A 15,995-nucleotide genomic window follows, 5' to 3' on the forward strand; every position below is an offset into this window, starting at 1 on the left:
AGCCTGCTCCGCGACACCATCGGCACCAAGTACGACGCCGACTTCGCCGACTGGCTGAGCAAGTGCGCCGGCGGCGACTGCGGCCAACTGCCGGCGCGGAGTGCACGGTGACCGAGACCTCGGCCACCGGCAAGAACTGAGCCAACAGAACACCGAGCCAACAGAACTCGGTGTCCCGCGCACCGTGCGTGCGCGGGACACCGGCTCCTTGTGTCACTTCGCCCTTGCTCGTGTGCTCGAGAGCGGACGCAGGCGGGTGATGCCGCTCAGCCTGACAGGAAGGGCCTGTGTCCGTGGTCGATCGTGACGGTGCCGTGCTGTCCCAGGCACGACCAGTCCAGCTCCAGCCGCCATTCGATCAGGTTCGTCGTCCTGCGCGTTTCCGGCCGGATCACGAAGTACTCCGGATCGCTGGCCGTGACGTAGAACGGGAAGTCGGCCGTTCCGGCGGCAAAAGCCCGGTCCAGGTTGAGCACCTGCCCGTCGAGTCCTGCGTCGTAACGGGTGGACGGTAAGTCGAGTCCCACTCGGAAATCCCTCCGTTCGGAAATCATCGCACTGCTTCCGCCGAACTGGTTGATTCGTCGCACGACTACCGGGCGAAGCTCACGCAGGATTACAGCCTGTGCGGTGAATGCTTCCACGAACAGGTGCACCTCGACATCGGGATGCCCACCCCCGTTCTCGTAGGAGTACGCCGTGCTCTCCGCCTGTTTCGTGGTGACCGAGACGTGCAGCGCGGCGCCGACCCGACGTGGGGCGGAGTGGACCACCAAGTCACCGTGGAGAACTCCGACTTGGATCACCGAACCGGCGCTGGTATCCGAGACCTGGTTGGACACGGAGGGGTTTCCCTCTGCGGCCTGCACGGCTGTTTGGATAGCGGCGTCGATGGCAGTGGGGTCCACATGGTTGGCATGCTCGCTGATGCGTCCTGCAACGTCGTCCCGCCCAGCGTCACGCAGCGCCTCCCCGAGCGTGACCAATGTGCGCAGCCCTGTCAACGACTCGGTGCGGCGCCCTGGGTCGGCGGCAGCCCGCTTCGTCGCAGCGATGAGGTCGTAGGTGAGCTTTTCAGCTTGGTCGAAGTTGGCTTCCGCTTCCACCGGTCGTTCCAGGAGGGCGAGGGCCTGGCCAGCTGTGAGTAACGCCAGCGCCTCGGCTGCCCGGTCGCCGTGCGCCTGCGCGGCGCGGGCGGCCTGTGTAGCCGTTTCGAGGCGTTCGAGGGCCCGCCGTTCACGGGTGATCTGCATGGCCTGTTCAGCGACGCGTGCCGCTTCATCGTGGTAGCGGGCGTCGCGCACGCGCAGGACACGGCTGAGTGTGAGGAGCGCGTTGGCTTCAGCCCGCCGGTCGCCTTGCCCACGCGCGGCGGCGACGGCCCCCCTGGCCTCTCTAACGATGTAGTCGTCTACTGCCATGCGATCACTATCGTGCGCTCGCCAGCACCGTGAGTGTCACTCGGGAACTCCTGTCTCAGTGAACGTTGATCTCTTCACTCATACCTGCGTAGTTGCGCGGCGACGGGGACACTCGCCCGACTCAGAGCCGGAACCAACCTGTCCGTCGGCTCGAAACCCGCATGTAGCGGCGCGTAGAGCAGTCGCCAAAAAGTATGCGGCTGAACCTCGTCGGGGGAGTTCACCACCCGGGAGGTCTTGGCGCGCGCGTACAGGCGGGGCAGGCGATTGCCGCGGTCCACGCACAGGGTTGCCAGGAGGGCCGCCACCCCGTAGACGGGGAAAATACCCTGGCTGACCGGCTCGCCGTCAGCGCTCGCCGCCCGCGTACACACGTATGCCGGGGGAAGCAGGGACAGCATCCCCCACACCGCCGTCGTGGCGACAGGCCGAAAGAAGCCAGGACTGTTCTTTCCCTGGGGCGCGTTCACCACGGCGTAGACCCTGCTCTCACCGAAAAGCGCCGCCACGACCGTGATCAAAGATGCGGAAAGCGCAATAAGGTCAGTCCAGTCGGCCGTACGCTCCTCCGTGCGCAACTCCTTGCCTACGGCGATGAGTGTGGGAGCGATGACGGATGCTCCCACAACAGCCGTCCCAGGAACATCTGGGCCAACCCTGCCTTCCTGGCCTCTTCGGCACTGATCTGCATAATCCCCGTGCCCCTCCCCGTTGCGCAGTGGTCCAGGATGCATCGCCACGACACAGATCCAGGCCCCGAACAAAGAAAATGACGCAGAGTGGACGAGCTCGCGGCTCCCCAACAGGGGCGCCAGGGTCGGTGGGCGCAAGGCCGTGGGCTCTGGCCGCGAGGAGCCGGGCGGTCGAGCGAGGCGATGCCCCGAAGCCCCGCCCCTCGCACAGCGCGTTGGAGACCTCGGTCAGGTAGGCGGCGAACGTCGCCTCCCCCGGGTTCGGAAGTTCGGCCTCGGCGTAGTTGCCGACCGACGGGTCGAGCCTTCGGACAGCCGCAGCCGTGGTTCCGCGATCCGGTGCCGGTTCCGGCTTGCGGTTTCCGCTGCGTCAACTTCTACCGTCTTCGGTGTGGCCGGAGAGACCGGCCCGGTGATGGGGGGCGGGGCAATGGCCTGGTCGATCGCGGATGTGGCCCGGATGTCCGGGGTGACGTCCCGGACACTGCGGCATTACGACGAGATCGGCCTGCTGCCGCCGGCGTGGATCGGGAGCAACGGGCACCGCTACTACGAGGAGGCCGATCTGCTGCGGCTGCAGCAGATCCTGCTGATGCGAGAGCTGGACCTGGGGCTGCGCGAGATCCAGGCGGTCCTGGACAGCCAGATGGATCAGCTGGCCGCGCTCCGCGAGCACCACCAACGACTGCTTGCGGAACGCGACCGGCTCGAGACGCTCGCCCGCACGGTCGGCCGCACCATCGCCGAACTGGAGGAAGGCAAGGACAACAGCGACATGGCAAAGATCAACAGGCCGGAGAACCTGTTCGAGGGCTTCGAGCCCGACCGCCACGAGGCGGAGGCGCGCGAGCGGTGGCCGGAGCAGTGGGAGCAGTCCCAGCGAGCCATCGCGGGGACGACCGCCGAGGATATGGAGCAGTGGCAGCGTGAGGTGACGGCGCAGATGATCCGCATGGCGGAGTTCATGGTGGCCGGCACACCCGTCGCCGATCCCGCGGTGCAGGCCGAGGTGGACGCCCATTACCAGGGCGTGTGCCGGCTCTGGACCCCGTGCGCGGCCGCGTACAGGGGACTGGGCCAGACCTACGTCGACAACCCTCAGTTCCGTACGAACTTCGACCAGATCACCGACGGGCTGGCCGTCTACCAGCGCGACGCGATGGCGGTCTACGCCGACGCACGACTGAGCTGACCGACGGCTCACACTGCCGGGGGGCTGCAGACCCCCGGCGGCAGGCAACCAGCAGATACCACCTGCACAACCAGACCACCGAAGCCCCCGGCACCGTGCCGAGAAGACTTCCGGGTGACCCGGTGCGGACACACCACAGGGGTGTGGGTCCAGACGGGCCGGCACCGACGCCGTCTCGGGGGCTCCGTGCCGATGCCGGTGCCACCACCGGTGGTTTTCCCGAATTCGCACCTTCCGGCAGGTTAACGAACAAGCTCAGAGGATCGACGTGGACGAGGTGATGTCCGAGTCCGGGAGGGCGTCGGTATCGTCGTCAGCGAAAGCAGCGACCCGAACTCAGCACCGCCTGAGCCACCGAGCCTGTCAGCCGTTCCGTGACGGAGGGCGCGGAGGTGAGTCGCGTGGCGGCAACTGAGCCCCCCGACGCGGGCCTCAGTGGCGCGGAGTCCCCTTCCGCTCCGCCGAACTCCCTACCCCCGTGGCCGGTTGCGTGATCAACAATGGCCGTAGGCAACCCCCATTGACCTCACCGGAGCCATCTTGCCCATCCGCATCACCGCCCTCACCGAGCCCGACCGGACCTCTTCTGGCTATCGCCTCGCGTGGCCGGCCAGCGGTGATGACGGCGATCCCTCGGGTCCGCGTTTCTGCGGGTGTTCACCCGGGAGGGCCAGGAGCACCTGGCCGAGCTGCAGTTGAATGTGCACACGGCGGAGCGACGCAGGCGGGTCGGGTCACGACTCCTCGAGACGGCGGTGGCTGCCGCGCGGGAGGTGGGCAGGCGATCGGTGATCGCGCAGGCCGGCGCGGACACGCCCGGCGATCACTTCCTTGCCGCAAGCGGCTTCCGCAAGGTGCTGACACCGACGTATGCCCGGCTTGCGCTGCACGAGTTGGACAGCGGCAAGGTTGACGAGATCAACGCGATCGTCGAGCGGCCGCACCCTGGCTACCGTCTCACGTCATGGCACGGCACCGTCCCGAGGAGCTGGCCAAGACCTTTGCCGACTCGCGCCGCGCGATGGACGACATGCCGATGGACGACACCGATTACGGCGTCGTGGCCTGGGACGTCGAGCGGGTTCTGGCCGCAGCCCAGGCCGTCGCCGACCGCGGGGAGCTCCTCACCACGGTGGTCGCCGTCGATGAGCCGGACGGCTCGATCGCCGGCTTCTCGGAGCTCGTCGTGCCGGGCGACGGCAAAAGCGACGGGCTTCACTACGGCACCGGCGTACTGCCCGAGCACCGCGGCCACGGCCTCGGCCGCTGTAGGAACCGTGTCGCCGGCCGCAAACGGCGGCGCTTGCGCTCGTCGTATAGCTCGCCCGGGTGAACGGAGGGCCATACCGCTGCGGTGGGTTGAGGCTCGGCGGGGACAACTGGCGGCCGCGGCACGGGCGACGAGTCCGACCCCGGAGGCGGACGCTGCCCGCCCCCAGCTCGGGCCGGGGCGCGGGAGCTGGGCACGCACCGCGTGGGCGCAGTGCGCGCCCAGACGGGGCATACCGCAGGAATTCACAAGACGTCAGCTCCTACCGCCATCACTAACTCAAGAGCTGTAATTGTGTCCCGATTGGTCCTTAATCAGCAAAAGCACGCCTTATTGATCTTGTCGTGAGGATGAATTCAATGTAATCTCCTGACGCCAACGGCGCGCTCACCGCTGCCGTCTGCACAGGCGCAATACAGCACAACTAATGCGCCCATCAAACTTGCCATTCATGGCCTATGAAATCCCTAGGAAGAAATATGTCGCCCAAGTTGGGCCGTGCGGCGTTGACCGCACTTGCCGCCTCGGCAATTCTTGTGACCGCTTCAGCCGCTCCCGCTGCCGCCGGCGAGGACTCCGGCAAGGCCTGGGACGGCTGGGGCGCAGACCGCGCATATGGCTTCTTTCAGAGCTACGGAGATGTTCAGTCCGTCGGCGACACCATGAAGGACGGATATGCGGCGGTAGGAAAGTTCCAGGACGGGTCAGGTTCTGCCCCCATGCACACGCGGTGGAACACCGGTGGCGCCGGTGTGGAATGGGACTGGAACGTCAACTACCCCGAGGGCGCCGAAATCACGGTCTGGGGTTGCGTGGGCAGCAACGGCGTGGTGTCCGGCTGCGGCTACGGCAGCATCGGCAGAGCATAGGTAGGAACTGAGCCGGCTGTGCGGCGATCACGCTACGAGGTCGCCGCACAGCCGGCTTTCGATGAACTACGCAGCACAACGGAAATTGGAAAGCAATGCTGAATACTCGTCGAGCCGCTGGCCTCCTCTCCGTCGCACTGGTCGCGGCATCCGCTGCTCTCACGGCTTGCGGGACCGACCATTCAGGCATTCCTCCACTGGCCAAGGTCCCTAAAATGACCACGGGCGATGAGAGCGTGACGCCCTTCAGACGCTATCTGCCCACCGCGAAGGAGAGCGCACTCGTAGAGCGGGCGAAGGAAATTCTTGCCCGTCGATGCCTCCAGGGGTACGGCTTCAAGCCGGAAGGCCCCGTCACAGCGTTGACCGAAGGCCCCGTAAGCTCCCTGATCCTCCAGCCGGCGACCGCCTCTTATCGCGACGCAGAGACGGCCCGCAGGCTGGGATTCCATGACGCACCACCGAGTAGCGAGAAGGTCAAGGAGAACCCGAAGCCCAAAGCCCGGCCCAGCGAAGAATTCTTGCTGACACTGAACGGCACGAGAGGGCGCGGACCAACAAGTCACGCCGGCAAGAAGATCCCCAAGTTCGGATGCCTTGGACGCGCAGACGAAATACTCTCGACCGGAGTCGATCTTCCGTTCGACCCTGTGTATCCAGGAGCCGAGATGGACGCAGTGAACATGCTGCTCGAACTCCGCCATAAAGCAAATAGCGCATTGGGTCGGGATCCGCGCGCACGCAAGGCTAATTCCACATGGTCAAAATGCCTGCAGCAGGAGGCGGGTGCACACTACTCGTCCCCCAACTCACTTGCCACGGACCAGATATGGCAGAGAGCCGAGGCCCCTTCCCGGCGAGAAAAAGCCTTGGCCGTCGCCAATAGGAAGTGTCAGCTGCAGGGCAACTACATAGGATTGGTCGAGTCGTTGAGGTCCCTCTACGAGCAGCGGCAAGCGGACGCTTACCGCAAGGATTTGAAGGTCGTCAAGAGGATTTTCGAGGTACGCGTGAAGAACGCAGCGTGCGTCACGCGTTCGAAGCAACCGAAGACCTGCTGGTCAAAGGCTGAGCGAGGCGCTTCCGTCTCCCCTACCAGCTCAGGCTCACATGGCCGCCGGGGGCAGAACCTCTAGTACGGCAGCCGTTCCGGCTGATGCCAGCTCCGGAGAATGGCGTCTTCCGACGACTCTCGCTGGCCGGTCGGAGGGTGAGGTCGGCCCGGATGATGCCTTTGCGGGTTTCGTAGCAGCGCCAATGACACCAGGCCGCGCTCTTCTCCAGTCGCGTCTGCTCGGCCGCCGCGGCCAGGGCCTCCCAGAAGCTGAGCGGAAGCGCGTGGACACTGGCCGCGGAAGCGGGTGTCAACCGCACCGGCTTCTGCCCAGCACGAGGAGATCACCCGGCTGCGCAGCCCTCAGCCCGATCTCGATACGCCACCCATGGCCCGCCTTACGGCCGTTCCCAGCCGTAGCCAAACCATCAAGCTCCTGCAGCTGACACTTACGCGAAAGTCACACGGGGCGAAGGCTGTCGGGGGAGAGATTCGCAGACGCAGCAGCTGGGGGTCAGTCCCAGACCAGGTTGAGGGAGCGTTCGAAGTTGGCGTATCCGGCGCGGGCGAAGGCTTGCGCCATGGGGACATTGCCGAGGTCCGTCGATGCCCTGATCCGGTCGACCCCCTCGGCGGCCAGGATGCGGGTGCCCTCGGCTAAGGGCTGTCCCGTAATCCCTGGTGGATCAGCGCACGGCGTCAGATGCGGTGCATCGCAAGGCGGAGGGGCGTCCGGATACTGGGCGTATCCGGACGTTCCGACAACGCGGCGAGGTGCCGTAGCTGTCGTCGTGCGCCCGCCAGGGATTACGGGACAGCCCTTAGGAGCTCGTCGATGTAGCCGTTGCCGCGGTGTGCGGGCAGGACACCGATGTACGCGATGATCGGGTGGTAGCTGTTGCGGGCCGGCACCACGAAGCCCACCGGACCGCCACCGTCGGCCAGTTCGGCGATGCGCCACCACTCGTGCGGGCTCTTGAACCTGGCGAACTCTCCGTCGTAGTGCCGTTCGGCCGCCTCGCGCGGGGTCAGTCCGGATGCCAGGTCAGCCTGACCGTGAGCGTCGAGGGTGCCCTCCATGACCGGGGTCATCAGGGCGAGGAGGTCCTCGCGGTCGGCCACCGCGCGGAAGACGAGACGCTCCTTGAGTTCCGGGAGTAGGGACGAGGGGGTCCACTGCAGCCGCAGTCGCTCGACCAAGAGCCGTGCGCCCGTGCTCTCCAACACGCGCGTGCGGGATTCAACCACCTCGCGGGCCGTGGGGTCCTCATGCCAGTTGGGCGGGACGAAGCGGCCGTACTCCGGCAGCTTCGCGCCCGCCGGGAAGACGGTCGCCGTCGCCGTCTTGAACAGCCGCAGGCCGATCTCGTCGCGGTCGGCCCTGGGCAGCGTGTCGTCGATGTCGAAGAAGTCGAACTGCAGCGGCATGTCACCGCCTGGGGTTGTCCACCAGGCGAGCCGGGCGAGAAGACGGTCGCCGTCCAGGGCCACCCAGGTCCACTCGGGGCGGCGGCATCCGTTGGCGAAGTCGTCGGTCAGTTCGTGGTCGAGGACGTAGGAGAGCCGGCAGAAGAGATCGATCTCCTCGGGGCCGGTCAGAGGTCGGTAGCTCACCGATGTCGGTATCAAGTCAATTCCTGTGAGGGGGTGCAGCGCTTGGGACCCGGCAGGTCGTGCTGCTCAGGCACGCGGGATGTCCGGGCAGCGGGTGGCGAGGGCCACCTGCTGCTCAGGCCGATTCGAGGACCGGGCGAATTTCGAGCGCCTCCGGAGTGGGGAAGCCGCGGGCCAGGTCGATCGCCTCGGCGAGGTCGGCCACCTCCAGCACGAACCAGCCGCCGAGGGTCTCCTCGCCGCTGTGCACGGGCCCCTCGGTCACCGCCGCGGATCCGTCCGCCGTCTTGCGCACGGTGACAGGGCCCTGGTGCTCGGTGTCGAGGGCGTCGCCGCCCACCAGCTTGCCCGCTGCCGCGAGCTCGCCGATCCACGTCTCGTACGCCTTTCGGTAGGCGTCGCGGTCGGCCTGGATCAAGGCGCGTGACGCGTGCGTCTCGAAGATCAAGAGGGCGTATTTCATGAGGTGTTCCTCTGCTCGGTGTTCCTAATGGTGACGTTGGTTCTGGTGGTGGTCGGTTCGATGCGGGCCAGTGCGCCTGTCTCCAGGGCCGTCCACAGGGCGCCGTCCGGGCCCACCGTGATCCCGTGCGGCTCGGAGACCGGGGTGGGCAGGTCGTGGACGGTGATCGTGCCGTCGGAGGTGATCGAGCCGACGCGGTTGCCGCCCCACTCGGTGAACCACGCGGTGCCGTCGGCGTCGGTGGTGACGGCATGCGGCCGGGCCGAGCGGTCGGGCAGCGGGTACTCGGTGATCCAGCCGTCGGGCGCCCGGCGACCGATCTGGCCTGCCGCGATCTCGGTGAACCAGACGCCACCGTCATGGCTCGCGGCGATACCCACCGGCGCGGCCGCCTCGGTGGGCAACTCGTGGACCGTGATGCAGCCGTCCATGCCGATGCGGCCGATGGCATTGGCCTGGTGCATCGTGAACCACATCGCGTCCCCGGCCGCGGCGATCGCTGAGGGGAGCGCGCCGGTGCGCGGCAGCGGGAACTCTGCAACCGTTCCGTCGGCGGTGAGACGGCCGATGCGGTCGGCGGCGGTCTCGGTGAACCACAGCGCGCCGTCCGGCCCCGCGGCGATACCGAAGGGACCGCACTGCGCGGTCGGCAGCACGAACTCCCTCACCTGGCCGGCCGTCGTGATCCGGCCGATCCGGTGGGCCCGGTACTCGGTGAACCACAGCGCGCCGTCCGGCCCGTTGCTGATGACCGTCGGACCGCTGTCCGGGGCAAGCTGATGGCTGGTCGGCTCCTGTCCCGGGACGAGCCGGCCGATCTGGCCGCTGTGCACCATGGTGAACCACAACGCACCGTCCGGTCCCGTGGTGAGCGCGTACGGGCCGCTGTCGCGACCGCACACCGCGTACTCCTCGACGGTCCACGTCGTCACTGCTGCTGCTCCAGACCCTCGGCGGCGGCGATGCGCGCGATGTCCTGCGGCGAACCAGCCATGATGGTGCGGGCGTTCGCCGTCACCAGCTCGACGGGCCAGTCCCACCAGGCGACGCGCACGAGCCGTTCGATGTCGCTGTCGTCGAAGCGCTGCCTGATCGTTCTTGCCGGGTTCCCGCCCACGATGGTGTACGGCGGCACATCGGCGGTGACCATCGCACCGGCCGCGATCACGGCACCATCGCCGATCCGAACCCCCGGCATCACAGTGGCTCCGTATCCGAACCACACGTCGTTGCCGACCATCGTGTCCCCGCGGCTGGACATGCCGGTGCGATCCGTTCACAGCCTTGCGGACCGGTGAAATCGATGTGGTGACCACCTGGCTGCCGGTTCGCGAGCCGGACTTGACCGTCGGAGGGGTGCTGCGCGAGGAACCGCTCCACTTGATAGTGGCCGGGGACCACCCGCTCGCCCGCCGCCGGCGCGGGTGCGGGCATCACCCTGGGCGCGGCCGGCTACTCCCGCCTCGCGCAGCCCTCCACCGGGCGGATCCTGCGCACGGCGGGCCCCGTGCCCGAACCGTTCCGGGTGCCGCTGCCGTTGCCGCCGACGGCGCGCCCGGCCCGCACGGAGGCAGGCGCGGACTTCTACGAACTCGACCAGCGGGAGGGCCAGGTGGAGATCCTGCCCGGCCGCAAGACCACGGTCTGGGGGTACGACGGCATCTTCCCTGGCCCGACCTTCACCGCCCGCTCCGGGCGCCGCACGATGGTCCGCGTATGGAACATGCTCACCGTACCGACCGCGATGCACCTCCACGGAGGCGTCACCCCGCCCGAATCCGACGGATACCCCACCGACCTCGTCCTGCCCACGCGCTGCGCGCCCGGCCAGAACCGCTACGACGCGACCGCCCCCTCACCGGGGGCTCACTCGGCGCACGGGGACTCGATGCCGGGTGATACCACCACGGCGGTGCGTACCTACGACTATCCGCTGCCGCAGCGGGCCGCGACGCTCTGGTACCACGACCACCGGATGGACTTCTCCGCCCCTCAGGTCTGGCGCGGTCTGGCCGGCATGTTCATCGTCCGCGACGAGGAGGAGGACCGGCTCCCCCTGCCCGGCGGCGACCGCGACATCCCGCTGATGCTCGCCGACCGGTCCTTCGAAGCGGACGGCTCCTTCCGCTACCCGGCCCTGGACCCCACCTGCACCGGGCGGCCCGGCGTCGAGGACGCCTACATGGACGGAGTGCTCGGCGACGTCCAGCTCGTCAACGGCGCACCCTGGCCCGTACTGGAGGTCTCCACGACGCGCTACCGGCTGCGGTTGCTCAACGCCTCCAACGCCCGCCGCTACCAACTGCGTCTGGACACCGAGGATGGCGCACACCCGCCGTTCGTCCAGATCGGCAGCGACGGCGGCCTGCTGGCCGCACCCCAGCGCCTCGGCACTCTCGCGATGGCGCCCGCCGAACGCTTCGACGTCGTAGTCGACTTCTCCGAACATCCCGTCGGCACCCGCATCACCCTGGTCAACACGGCGGCCGAGGGCCGGATGCGGCAGGTGATGCGCTTCCACATCGTGCGCAGGGAGAAGGACGACAGCCGGGTACCCGCCCGCCTGTCCGCCTTCGACAAGCTCACCGCGACCCGGGCGATGCCGGTGCGCTCCTTCGACTTCCGCCGTACGGGCGACGGCGAGGAGCGGCAGATGTGGACCATCAACGGGCAGCCGTTCAGCTCCTCGAAGGTATGGGCCGCCCCGCGGCTGGGCAGCGTGGAACGCTGGCGGTTCAGCAGCGACTTCCGCCATCCCGTCCACCTGCACCTGGCCCAGTTCCAGGTCATCGCCCGAGGGAACAAGCCGCCGGATCCCTGCGACGCCGGGTGGAAGGACACCGTCGACGTGCGCCCGTACGAGGTCGTGGAAGTCCTCGCCCGGTTCGACGGATACCGGGGCCGCTACATGCTGCACTGCCACAACCTCGAACACGAGGACATGGCCATGATGGCCAACTTCGAAGTGATCTAAGAGCCGTTGGCCCCGCCTGGGTGGTGCCGACGGGTCCACATGCGGTGGCCGAGGTCGGCGGTGATGAGGGTGAGGGCGGCCGCGGCGCCGAGGGCAAAGCCGGCGGTGACGTCGGTGGCCCAGTGGACGCCCAGGTAGACCCGGCTGGATGCGACGAGGCCGGACAGGGCGAGGGCGCCCGCCCACCAAGTGACCGTGAGGGCGCGGGAGCGGGTGCGGCGGGCCAGGAAGTAGGCCATCGCCAGGAGGAGGGCGGTGGCGACGGTGGTGTGGCGGGAGGGGAAGGAGAACCCGGTCTCCGCGACGACGGCGGTGGCCATCGGCGGGCGGGTGCGGGCGGCGACGTCCTTGACCAGGGTCGCAAGGCCCACCGACAGCACAGCGGCCCCGCCGACCACGACCAGCGGACGCCAGCTGCGCAGGGTGCGGGCGAAGAACAGGGCCAGCAGGCCGGCCGCGACCATCAGCGGGATCTCGGCGGCGGTGGAGACGCCTTCCAGGAAGACGGTCACGGGCAGGCTGCGGTGTTCGACGGCCTCGCCGAGGACGGTGTGGTCGATGAGTCCGGCGTGCCGCTCGGCGAGGAGGTCGGCGACCTTGACGAACAGTGCCAGCACGGCAGCCAGTGCGAGGGCCGCGGCCGTTGCCGTGGCGGCCTCACGGGCGTCGGGCAGGCGGGGCGGCCGGGGCAGGGTCCGGATCACCGGCGGGTACCTCCGTGGTGCAGGCAGCGGGTGGAACACCCCGCTGAGCGGGATGCCGGGCAGCGGGGACGGCCACACCCTAGCGGCTGATCGTACTGAAGGTTTCGATCAGATGTTACGGTCGTTACATGGAAGGGACGATGTCGGGCCGTGAGCGGTTCCTGCTGGTGTCGGTGAGCACGGCGGACGCGCCCGCAGCAACCCGGGTGCGGGTGTGGCGCAAGCTGCGCTCGCTGGGCGCGCACTACGTACAGCAGTCGGTGTGCCTGCTGCCCGACCGCGAGCCGGTGCGCCGTCAGGTGGAACGGCTGCTGGCCTCCGTACGCGCCGACGGCGGCACGGCCCGCCGGCTGGCCGTGGAGATCCCCGACGACGCGGAGTACGGCGAGCTGGTCGGGCAGTTCAACGCCGAGCGGGACACCGAGTACGGCGAGGTCGTCGAGCGCACACCGGCACTGCTGGCCGAACTGGAGATGGAGACCGCCCGCGGCAACGCCACCTACGCGGAGGTGGAGGAGTCCGAGGCGGACCTGGAACGCTTCGAGAAGTGGCTCGCGAAGATCGCCTCCCGCGACTACTTCGCAGCGCCCGGCGCCGACGCGGCCCGCCAGGCGGTGGAACGCTGCCGGACCGCGCTGGCCGCGTTCGAGGACGCGGCGATCGCCGCCCAGGCCGGCGAGGGCACCGCACGCAGCCCCGAGACCGTACTGCCCGCCTCGGCGCGGCTGCACGCGGTCGACTGAAGAAGGCGAATACCGCTATGTGGTGGGATGTACTGATCGCGATCGGTGCGGGCCTGGCCGCCGCCTGGCTGGCCCTGCTGATCGCCCTGCTGCTGATACGCCCCAAGGGAGCTTTGCTCAGCGAGGCGATCCGGCTGCTGCCGGACCTGCTGCGGCTGCTGCGCCGCCTCGCCGCCGACAAGAGCCTCCCTCGCGGGGTACGCGTTCGCCTTGGGCTGCTGATGGTCTACCTGGCGCTGCCCATCGACCTGATTCCCGACTTCCTGCCCGTCATCGGCTACGCGGACGACGCGATCATCGTCGCCTTCGTCCTGCGCTCGGTCGTCCGGAGGGCCGGCATCGGGGCCGTACGCGCCCACTGGCCCGGCACCGAGGACGGCTTCACCGCCCTGTCGCGCCTTGCCGGACTCCACGAGGCCGAAGACCGGGCAGCCCCCGACAATGAGGGCGGACAGTGCAGTGCAGGCTGAGCGTGAAGGTGCTCCGGCTGCCGTCGTCGACGATTTTTCGATGGTCAGGCCCGTACTCCCCATGGCTCACATCACCACCGCGTCCGCGCTGACGGTGCGCGGCCACACATCCCCGGACGGGGGCTGCGTCAGGCAGCCTGCCCGAGCCCGACGGCGGCCAGGTCCTGCTCGCCTGCCCTCCTGCAGCTCCACCGCCCGCCGCACGAACTCCGCCACCACCTTCGGGATGTCCTCCACCTTCGGGAAGTACCCCATGCGCTGATGCGAATTCAGCGTCAGCAAGCGACCGGGCCTTCCCTTTGCCCACCCCAGGCCGGCCCGTCCCGACGGCATGTCTCACGAGACATGCCGAGCGCGAAGAACACCTGCACGCCCACGACGGCTGGACCGTCGTCGCCGTCGGCACCTACCGCGACGGCCACAGCGTCCATCTCCACGGCGAAAACCACCTGCGCGTCGTCTCCGACATCTACGACAGCCCCGCCCAGGCCATCGCCGAGTTCGAGCGCCTCCACGGCGACGCCCTACGCCTCGGTCCCGCACCGGCGACCGACACCGAACGGCAAGCCACCCAGGCACGCGTCAACACGACCACGGAAGAGCCCAGCATCACACCGACATCGTCGTCCGAGCCGGCCACCCCGAAGGCGGAAACCGTCCCGGTCTACGCCGCCGACCCCGGCGACCACGAAGCCCTCCTGAACAACTTCCTCGCGGCCCAGGGCGAGTGGGAGAAGTACACCTGGGACGACAACGCCTCGATCGCCAACCACCAATCACTCACCCTGCGCGCTCTGTTCGACCACGACGCCGAAGGCCGCGACATCAAGTGGCCCCTCGCCGCCTACGAAACCCCAGTCAGCGACCTTCTCTGGCACGGCACAGCGACCGCATCAACTCCAGCCGAAATCGTCAGCACCCTGCTGAACTCTGTCCGCACAAGCCCCGGCAGCCCTGCTGCACTACGTCACCTTCGAACTGGCCGAGGGGAACGGCCAGCGACGCGTACGCCCGACGACTCCTGACGGCCCAGCGCTCCGTACCACGCAAGCCCCGGCCCCGGCCCCGGCCCCGGCCCCGGTGGCAGCATCGCCACCAGCCGCCCTCCTTCCCGGGCGAACCCGATGAGCCCCTAACCTGCGCCAAACGACCACGGCTACTCCCCGCCGCACTTGATCAAGTCCTCAAGTGAGTGGGGAGGTTCGGTGAGCGCCGGGCTCGGGTGAGCCGGGGCCGGCCGATCCTTCAGTGTCCAGGCCCCGCCGGCCTGTCAGGGGCCCACTCGTCCCCGCCCAAAACCCGGCTGTCACACGCGCCGACTATCGTGGAGGCTGCGCGGGGCAAGCCCCCCGCAGTGGCGGCCCGCGCCGTGGGCCGAGGATGCCCCCAGCAGCACCAAGTGGCGCCTCCCCTCGCGGAGGCGAGGATATCTCGGCAAGGCGTTCCGCCACACTCAGAAGGGCATCACGATGACTGCGACCGCTGGTGACTCGTTTCTCCCGGACGACGTCGACCTGCTCAACACCGGCCTCATAGTGCTTCGTTGGGTTGTGCCTGGTGGGTGGTCGTCTGTCCGGGACGGGGACGGTAAGTCTCGGTGGCAGGCGGGGCATGCGCCGGTCCAGCACAGCAACAGGTCCTGCAGGGTCTGAAGGACTTGGTAGAAGGTCAGGCCGGCGCTTGGGCTTTTGGGTCCAGGCGGCGGAGGGTGAGGAAGGCGTGGGCGGCGGTAACGAGGGTGACGTGGTGGTGCCAGCCGCACCAGCTGCGGCCCTCGAAGTGGTCCAGGCCCAGGCCGTGTTTGAGCTCGCGGTAGTCGTGTTCGATCCGCCAGCGGATCTTCGCCATGCGGACGAGGTGTCGCAGCGCGGTTTCGACGGGCAGGCTGGCCGGCCAATAGTCAGTGGGCTCATCCTGGTGTGGCGGCCATTCGGCGATCAGGGACTGGCAGGCAGAACGCCGTCCCACCCTGCACGGCCGCCGGCTCCCGCGCTGCCTTCGTCGCCGCGACGCCGGCAGGGCGGACCTCCATCACGATGAACCGGCTGGTCAACGACCCCTTGCTGCCCTGGCGCCAGGTGCAACACCGCAGCCGACGCCGTCCGGCGGCCTTGACCAGGTCTTTGAGGGACTGGGCCGGCTCGCGGTAACGGGGCAGCCGCGAGGCGCCCATCCGCCTTTCCCGTTCCGGCGCGGTGGGTACGGCCTCGCCGGGATGGGCGCTGGTGTCATGGCCGCGCCACAGGCAATGGTCGACCAGTGCCACGGATTCCGGAGGCGTGGCGCGTCGGCTGGCGTGAGGGCTGTAGACGCGCCTGAGCCGCGCATCCGCACGCCTGGCAGTGCGCCCGGCTACACACCGTGTCTCATCACCACCTGTCGTAGTTTGCCTGCTGGTTGCTTCTGGAGTGCAGGGCTCGCGCCGGTTACGGAGGACTTCAATGGCGGGCAGTGGTGTCGCGGATCCCGTGGTATTCGAGCTTCCGGACCTCACGTTCCCGAGTACGGGTGCGGCACCCCGTTGTGATG

The 15,995-nt window shown here is 68.4% G+C and carries 14 protein-coding genes and 5 pseudogenes; 8 read left to right on the plus strand and 11 right to left on the minus strand.

Translation table 11 applies throughout. The annotated features are described in order from the left end of the window. Positions 1-266: 266 nt before the first annotated feature. Together ACZ4NB_RS26720 and ACZ4NB_RS26725 are read right to left on the minus strand one after the other, a co-directional pair. Complete coding sequence (locus ACZ4NB_RS26720; protein ID WP_467665436.1) at positions 267-1,421, minus strand: hypothetical protein; 1,155 nt, start codon at positions 1,419-1,421, stop codon at positions 267-269. 74 nt (positions 1,422-1,495) lie between these two features. After that, positions 1,496-2,047: a hypothetical protein gene (locus tag ACZ4NB_RS26725; RefSeq protein WP_467665438.1), complete on the minus strand. Its 552-nt coding sequence runs from the start codon at positions 2,045-2,047 to the stop codon at positions 1,496-1,498. 496 nt (positions 2,048-2,543) lie between these two features. Between ACZ4NB_RS26725 and ACZ4NB_RS26730 the strand changes: the two genes are divergently transcribed. From ACZ4NB_RS26730 to ACZ4NB_RS26745, 4 genes and pseudogenes are all read left to right on the plus strand, one after another. After that, the gene (locus ACZ4NB_RS26730) at positions 2,544-3,305 is read left to right on the plus strand and encodes a MerR family transcriptional regulator (RefSeq protein WP_467665673.1); all 762 of its coding nucleotides are present in this window, start codon (positions 2,544-2,546) and stop codon (positions 3,303-3,305) included. A 540-nt stretch (positions 3,306-3,845) separates the two neighbouring features. Continuing rightward, positions 3,846-4,572, plus strand: a pseudogene (locus ACZ4NB_RS26735) (GNAT family N-acetyltransferase); the annotation flags it as partial. A 482-nt stretch (positions 4,573-5,054) separates the two neighbouring features. Beyond that, complete coding sequence (locus ACZ4NB_RS26740; protein WP_467665440.1) at positions 5,055-5,444, plus strand: hypothetical protein; 390 nt, start codon at positions 5,055-5,057, stop codon at positions 5,442-5,444. Between the two features lie 215 nt (positions 5,445-5,659). Continuing rightward, on the plus strand, positions 5,660-6,580 hold the full coding sequence (locus tag ACZ4NB_RS26745) for a hypothetical protein (RefSeq protein WP_467665689.1): 921 nt from the start codon (positions 5,660-5,662) through the stop codon (positions 6,578-6,580). Between the two features lie 13 nt (positions 6,581-6,593). Here the strand turns inward: ACZ4NB_RS26745 and ACZ4NB_RS26750 are convergent. The 6 genes and pseudogenes from ACZ4NB_RS26750 to ACZ4NB_RS26775 all read right to left on the minus strand — a co-directional run. After that, positions 6,594-6,782, minus strand: a pseudogene (locus ACZ4NB_RS26750) (hypothetical protein); the annotation flags it as partial. Positions 6,783-7,012: 230 nt separating this feature from the next. After that, a pseudogene (locus tag ACZ4NB_RS26755) lies at positions 7,013-7,159 on the minus strand (GNAT family N-acetyltransferase); the annotation flags it as partial. A gap of 146 nt (positions 7,160-7,305) precedes the next feature. Continuing rightward, positions 7,306-8,112, minus strand: a complete 807-nt coding sequence (locus ACZ4NB_RS26760) for a GNAT family N-acetyltransferase (RefSeq protein ID WP_467665442.1) — start codon at positions 8,110-8,112, stop codon at positions 7,306-7,308. 115 nt (positions 8,113-8,227) lie between these two features. After that, positions 8,228-8,575, minus strand: coding sequence for a YciI family protein (locus ACZ4NB_RS26765; protein WP_467665444.1), 348 nt, complete (start codon positions 8,573-8,575; stop codon positions 8,228-8,230). Further along, positions 8,572-9,507, minus strand: coding sequence for a Vgb family protein (locus ACZ4NB_RS26770; protein WP_467665446.1), 936 nt, complete (start codon positions 9,505-9,507; stop codon positions 8,572-8,574). Before ACZ4NB_RS26770 ends, ACZ4NB_RS26765 begins: the two co-directional genes overlap by 4 nt. Then, a pseudogene (locus ACZ4NB_RS26775) lies at positions 9,504-9,827 on the minus strand (CatB-related O-acetyltransferase); the annotation flags it as partial. The pseudogene ACZ4NB_RS26775 and the gene ACZ4NB_RS26770, both read right to left, overlap by 4 nt. 255 nt (positions 9,828-10,082) lie before the next feature. Between ACZ4NB_RS26775 and ACZ4NB_RS26780 the strand changes: the two are divergent. After that, positions 10,083-11,549 carry a multicopper oxidase family protein gene (locus ACZ4NB_RS26780; protein ID WP_467665448.1) on the plus strand — a complete coding sequence of 489 codons (1,467 nt, stop codon included), beginning with the start codon at positions 10,083-10,085 and terminating at the stop codon, positions 11,547-11,549. On the opposite strand, the gene ACZ4NB_RS26785 is transcribed toward ACZ4NB_RS26780, so the two are convergent. Beyond that, positions 11,546-12,253, minus strand: coding sequence for a phosphatase PAP2 family protein (locus tag ACZ4NB_RS26785; protein ID WP_467665450.1), 708 nt, complete (start codon positions 12,251-12,253; stop codon positions 11,546-11,548). The genes ACZ4NB_RS26780 and ACZ4NB_RS26785 overlap by 4 nt on opposite strands. Positions 12,254-12,381: 128 nt before the next feature. On the opposite strand from ACZ4NB_RS26785, the gene ACZ4NB_RS26790 reads away from it, so the two are divergent. Then, positions 12,382-12,996 (plus strand): Chromate resistance protein ChrB, encoded by a 615-nt coding sequence (locus ACZ4NB_RS26790; protein WP_467665452.1) that lies wholly within the window; start codon positions 12,382-12,384, stop codon positions 12,994-12,996. Positions 12,997-13,013: 17 nt separating this feature from the next. After that, a complete protein-coding gene (locus ACZ4NB_RS26795; RefSeq protein ID WP_467665454.1) occupies positions 13,014-13,466 on the plus strand; it encodes a YkvA family protein in 453 nt (150 codons plus the stop codon). A 66-nt stretch (positions 13,467-13,532) separates the two neighbouring features. Here the strand turns inward: ACZ4NB_RS26795 and ACZ4NB_RS26800 are convergent, their stop codons facing one another. Next, positions 13,533-13,721 (minus strand): hypothetical protein, encoded by a 189-nt coding sequence (locus ACZ4NB_RS26800; RefSeq protein ID WP_467665456.1) that lies wholly within the window; start codon positions 13,719-13,721, stop codon positions 13,533-13,535. Between the two features lie 44 nt (positions 13,722-13,765). Here ACZ4NB_RS26800 and ACZ4NB_RS26805 point away from each other — a divergent pair, with 44 nt between their 5' ends. Next, on the plus strand, positions 13,766-14,491 hold the full coding sequence (locus ACZ4NB_RS26805) for a DUF317 domain-containing protein (protein WP_467665458.1): 726 nt from the start codon (positions 13,766-13,768) through the stop codon (positions 14,489-14,491). A 643-nt stretch (positions 14,492-15,134) separates the two neighbouring features. Here ACZ4NB_RS26805 and ACZ4NB_RS26810 read toward each other — a convergent pair. Beyond that, positions 15,135-15,696, minus strand: a pseudogene (locus tag ACZ4NB_RS26810) (IS701 family transposase); the annotation flags it as partial. Between the last annotated feature and the right edge of the window lie 299 nt (positions 15,697-15,995).

The organism is Streptomyces sp. NPDC026575 (assembly GCF_055567415.1).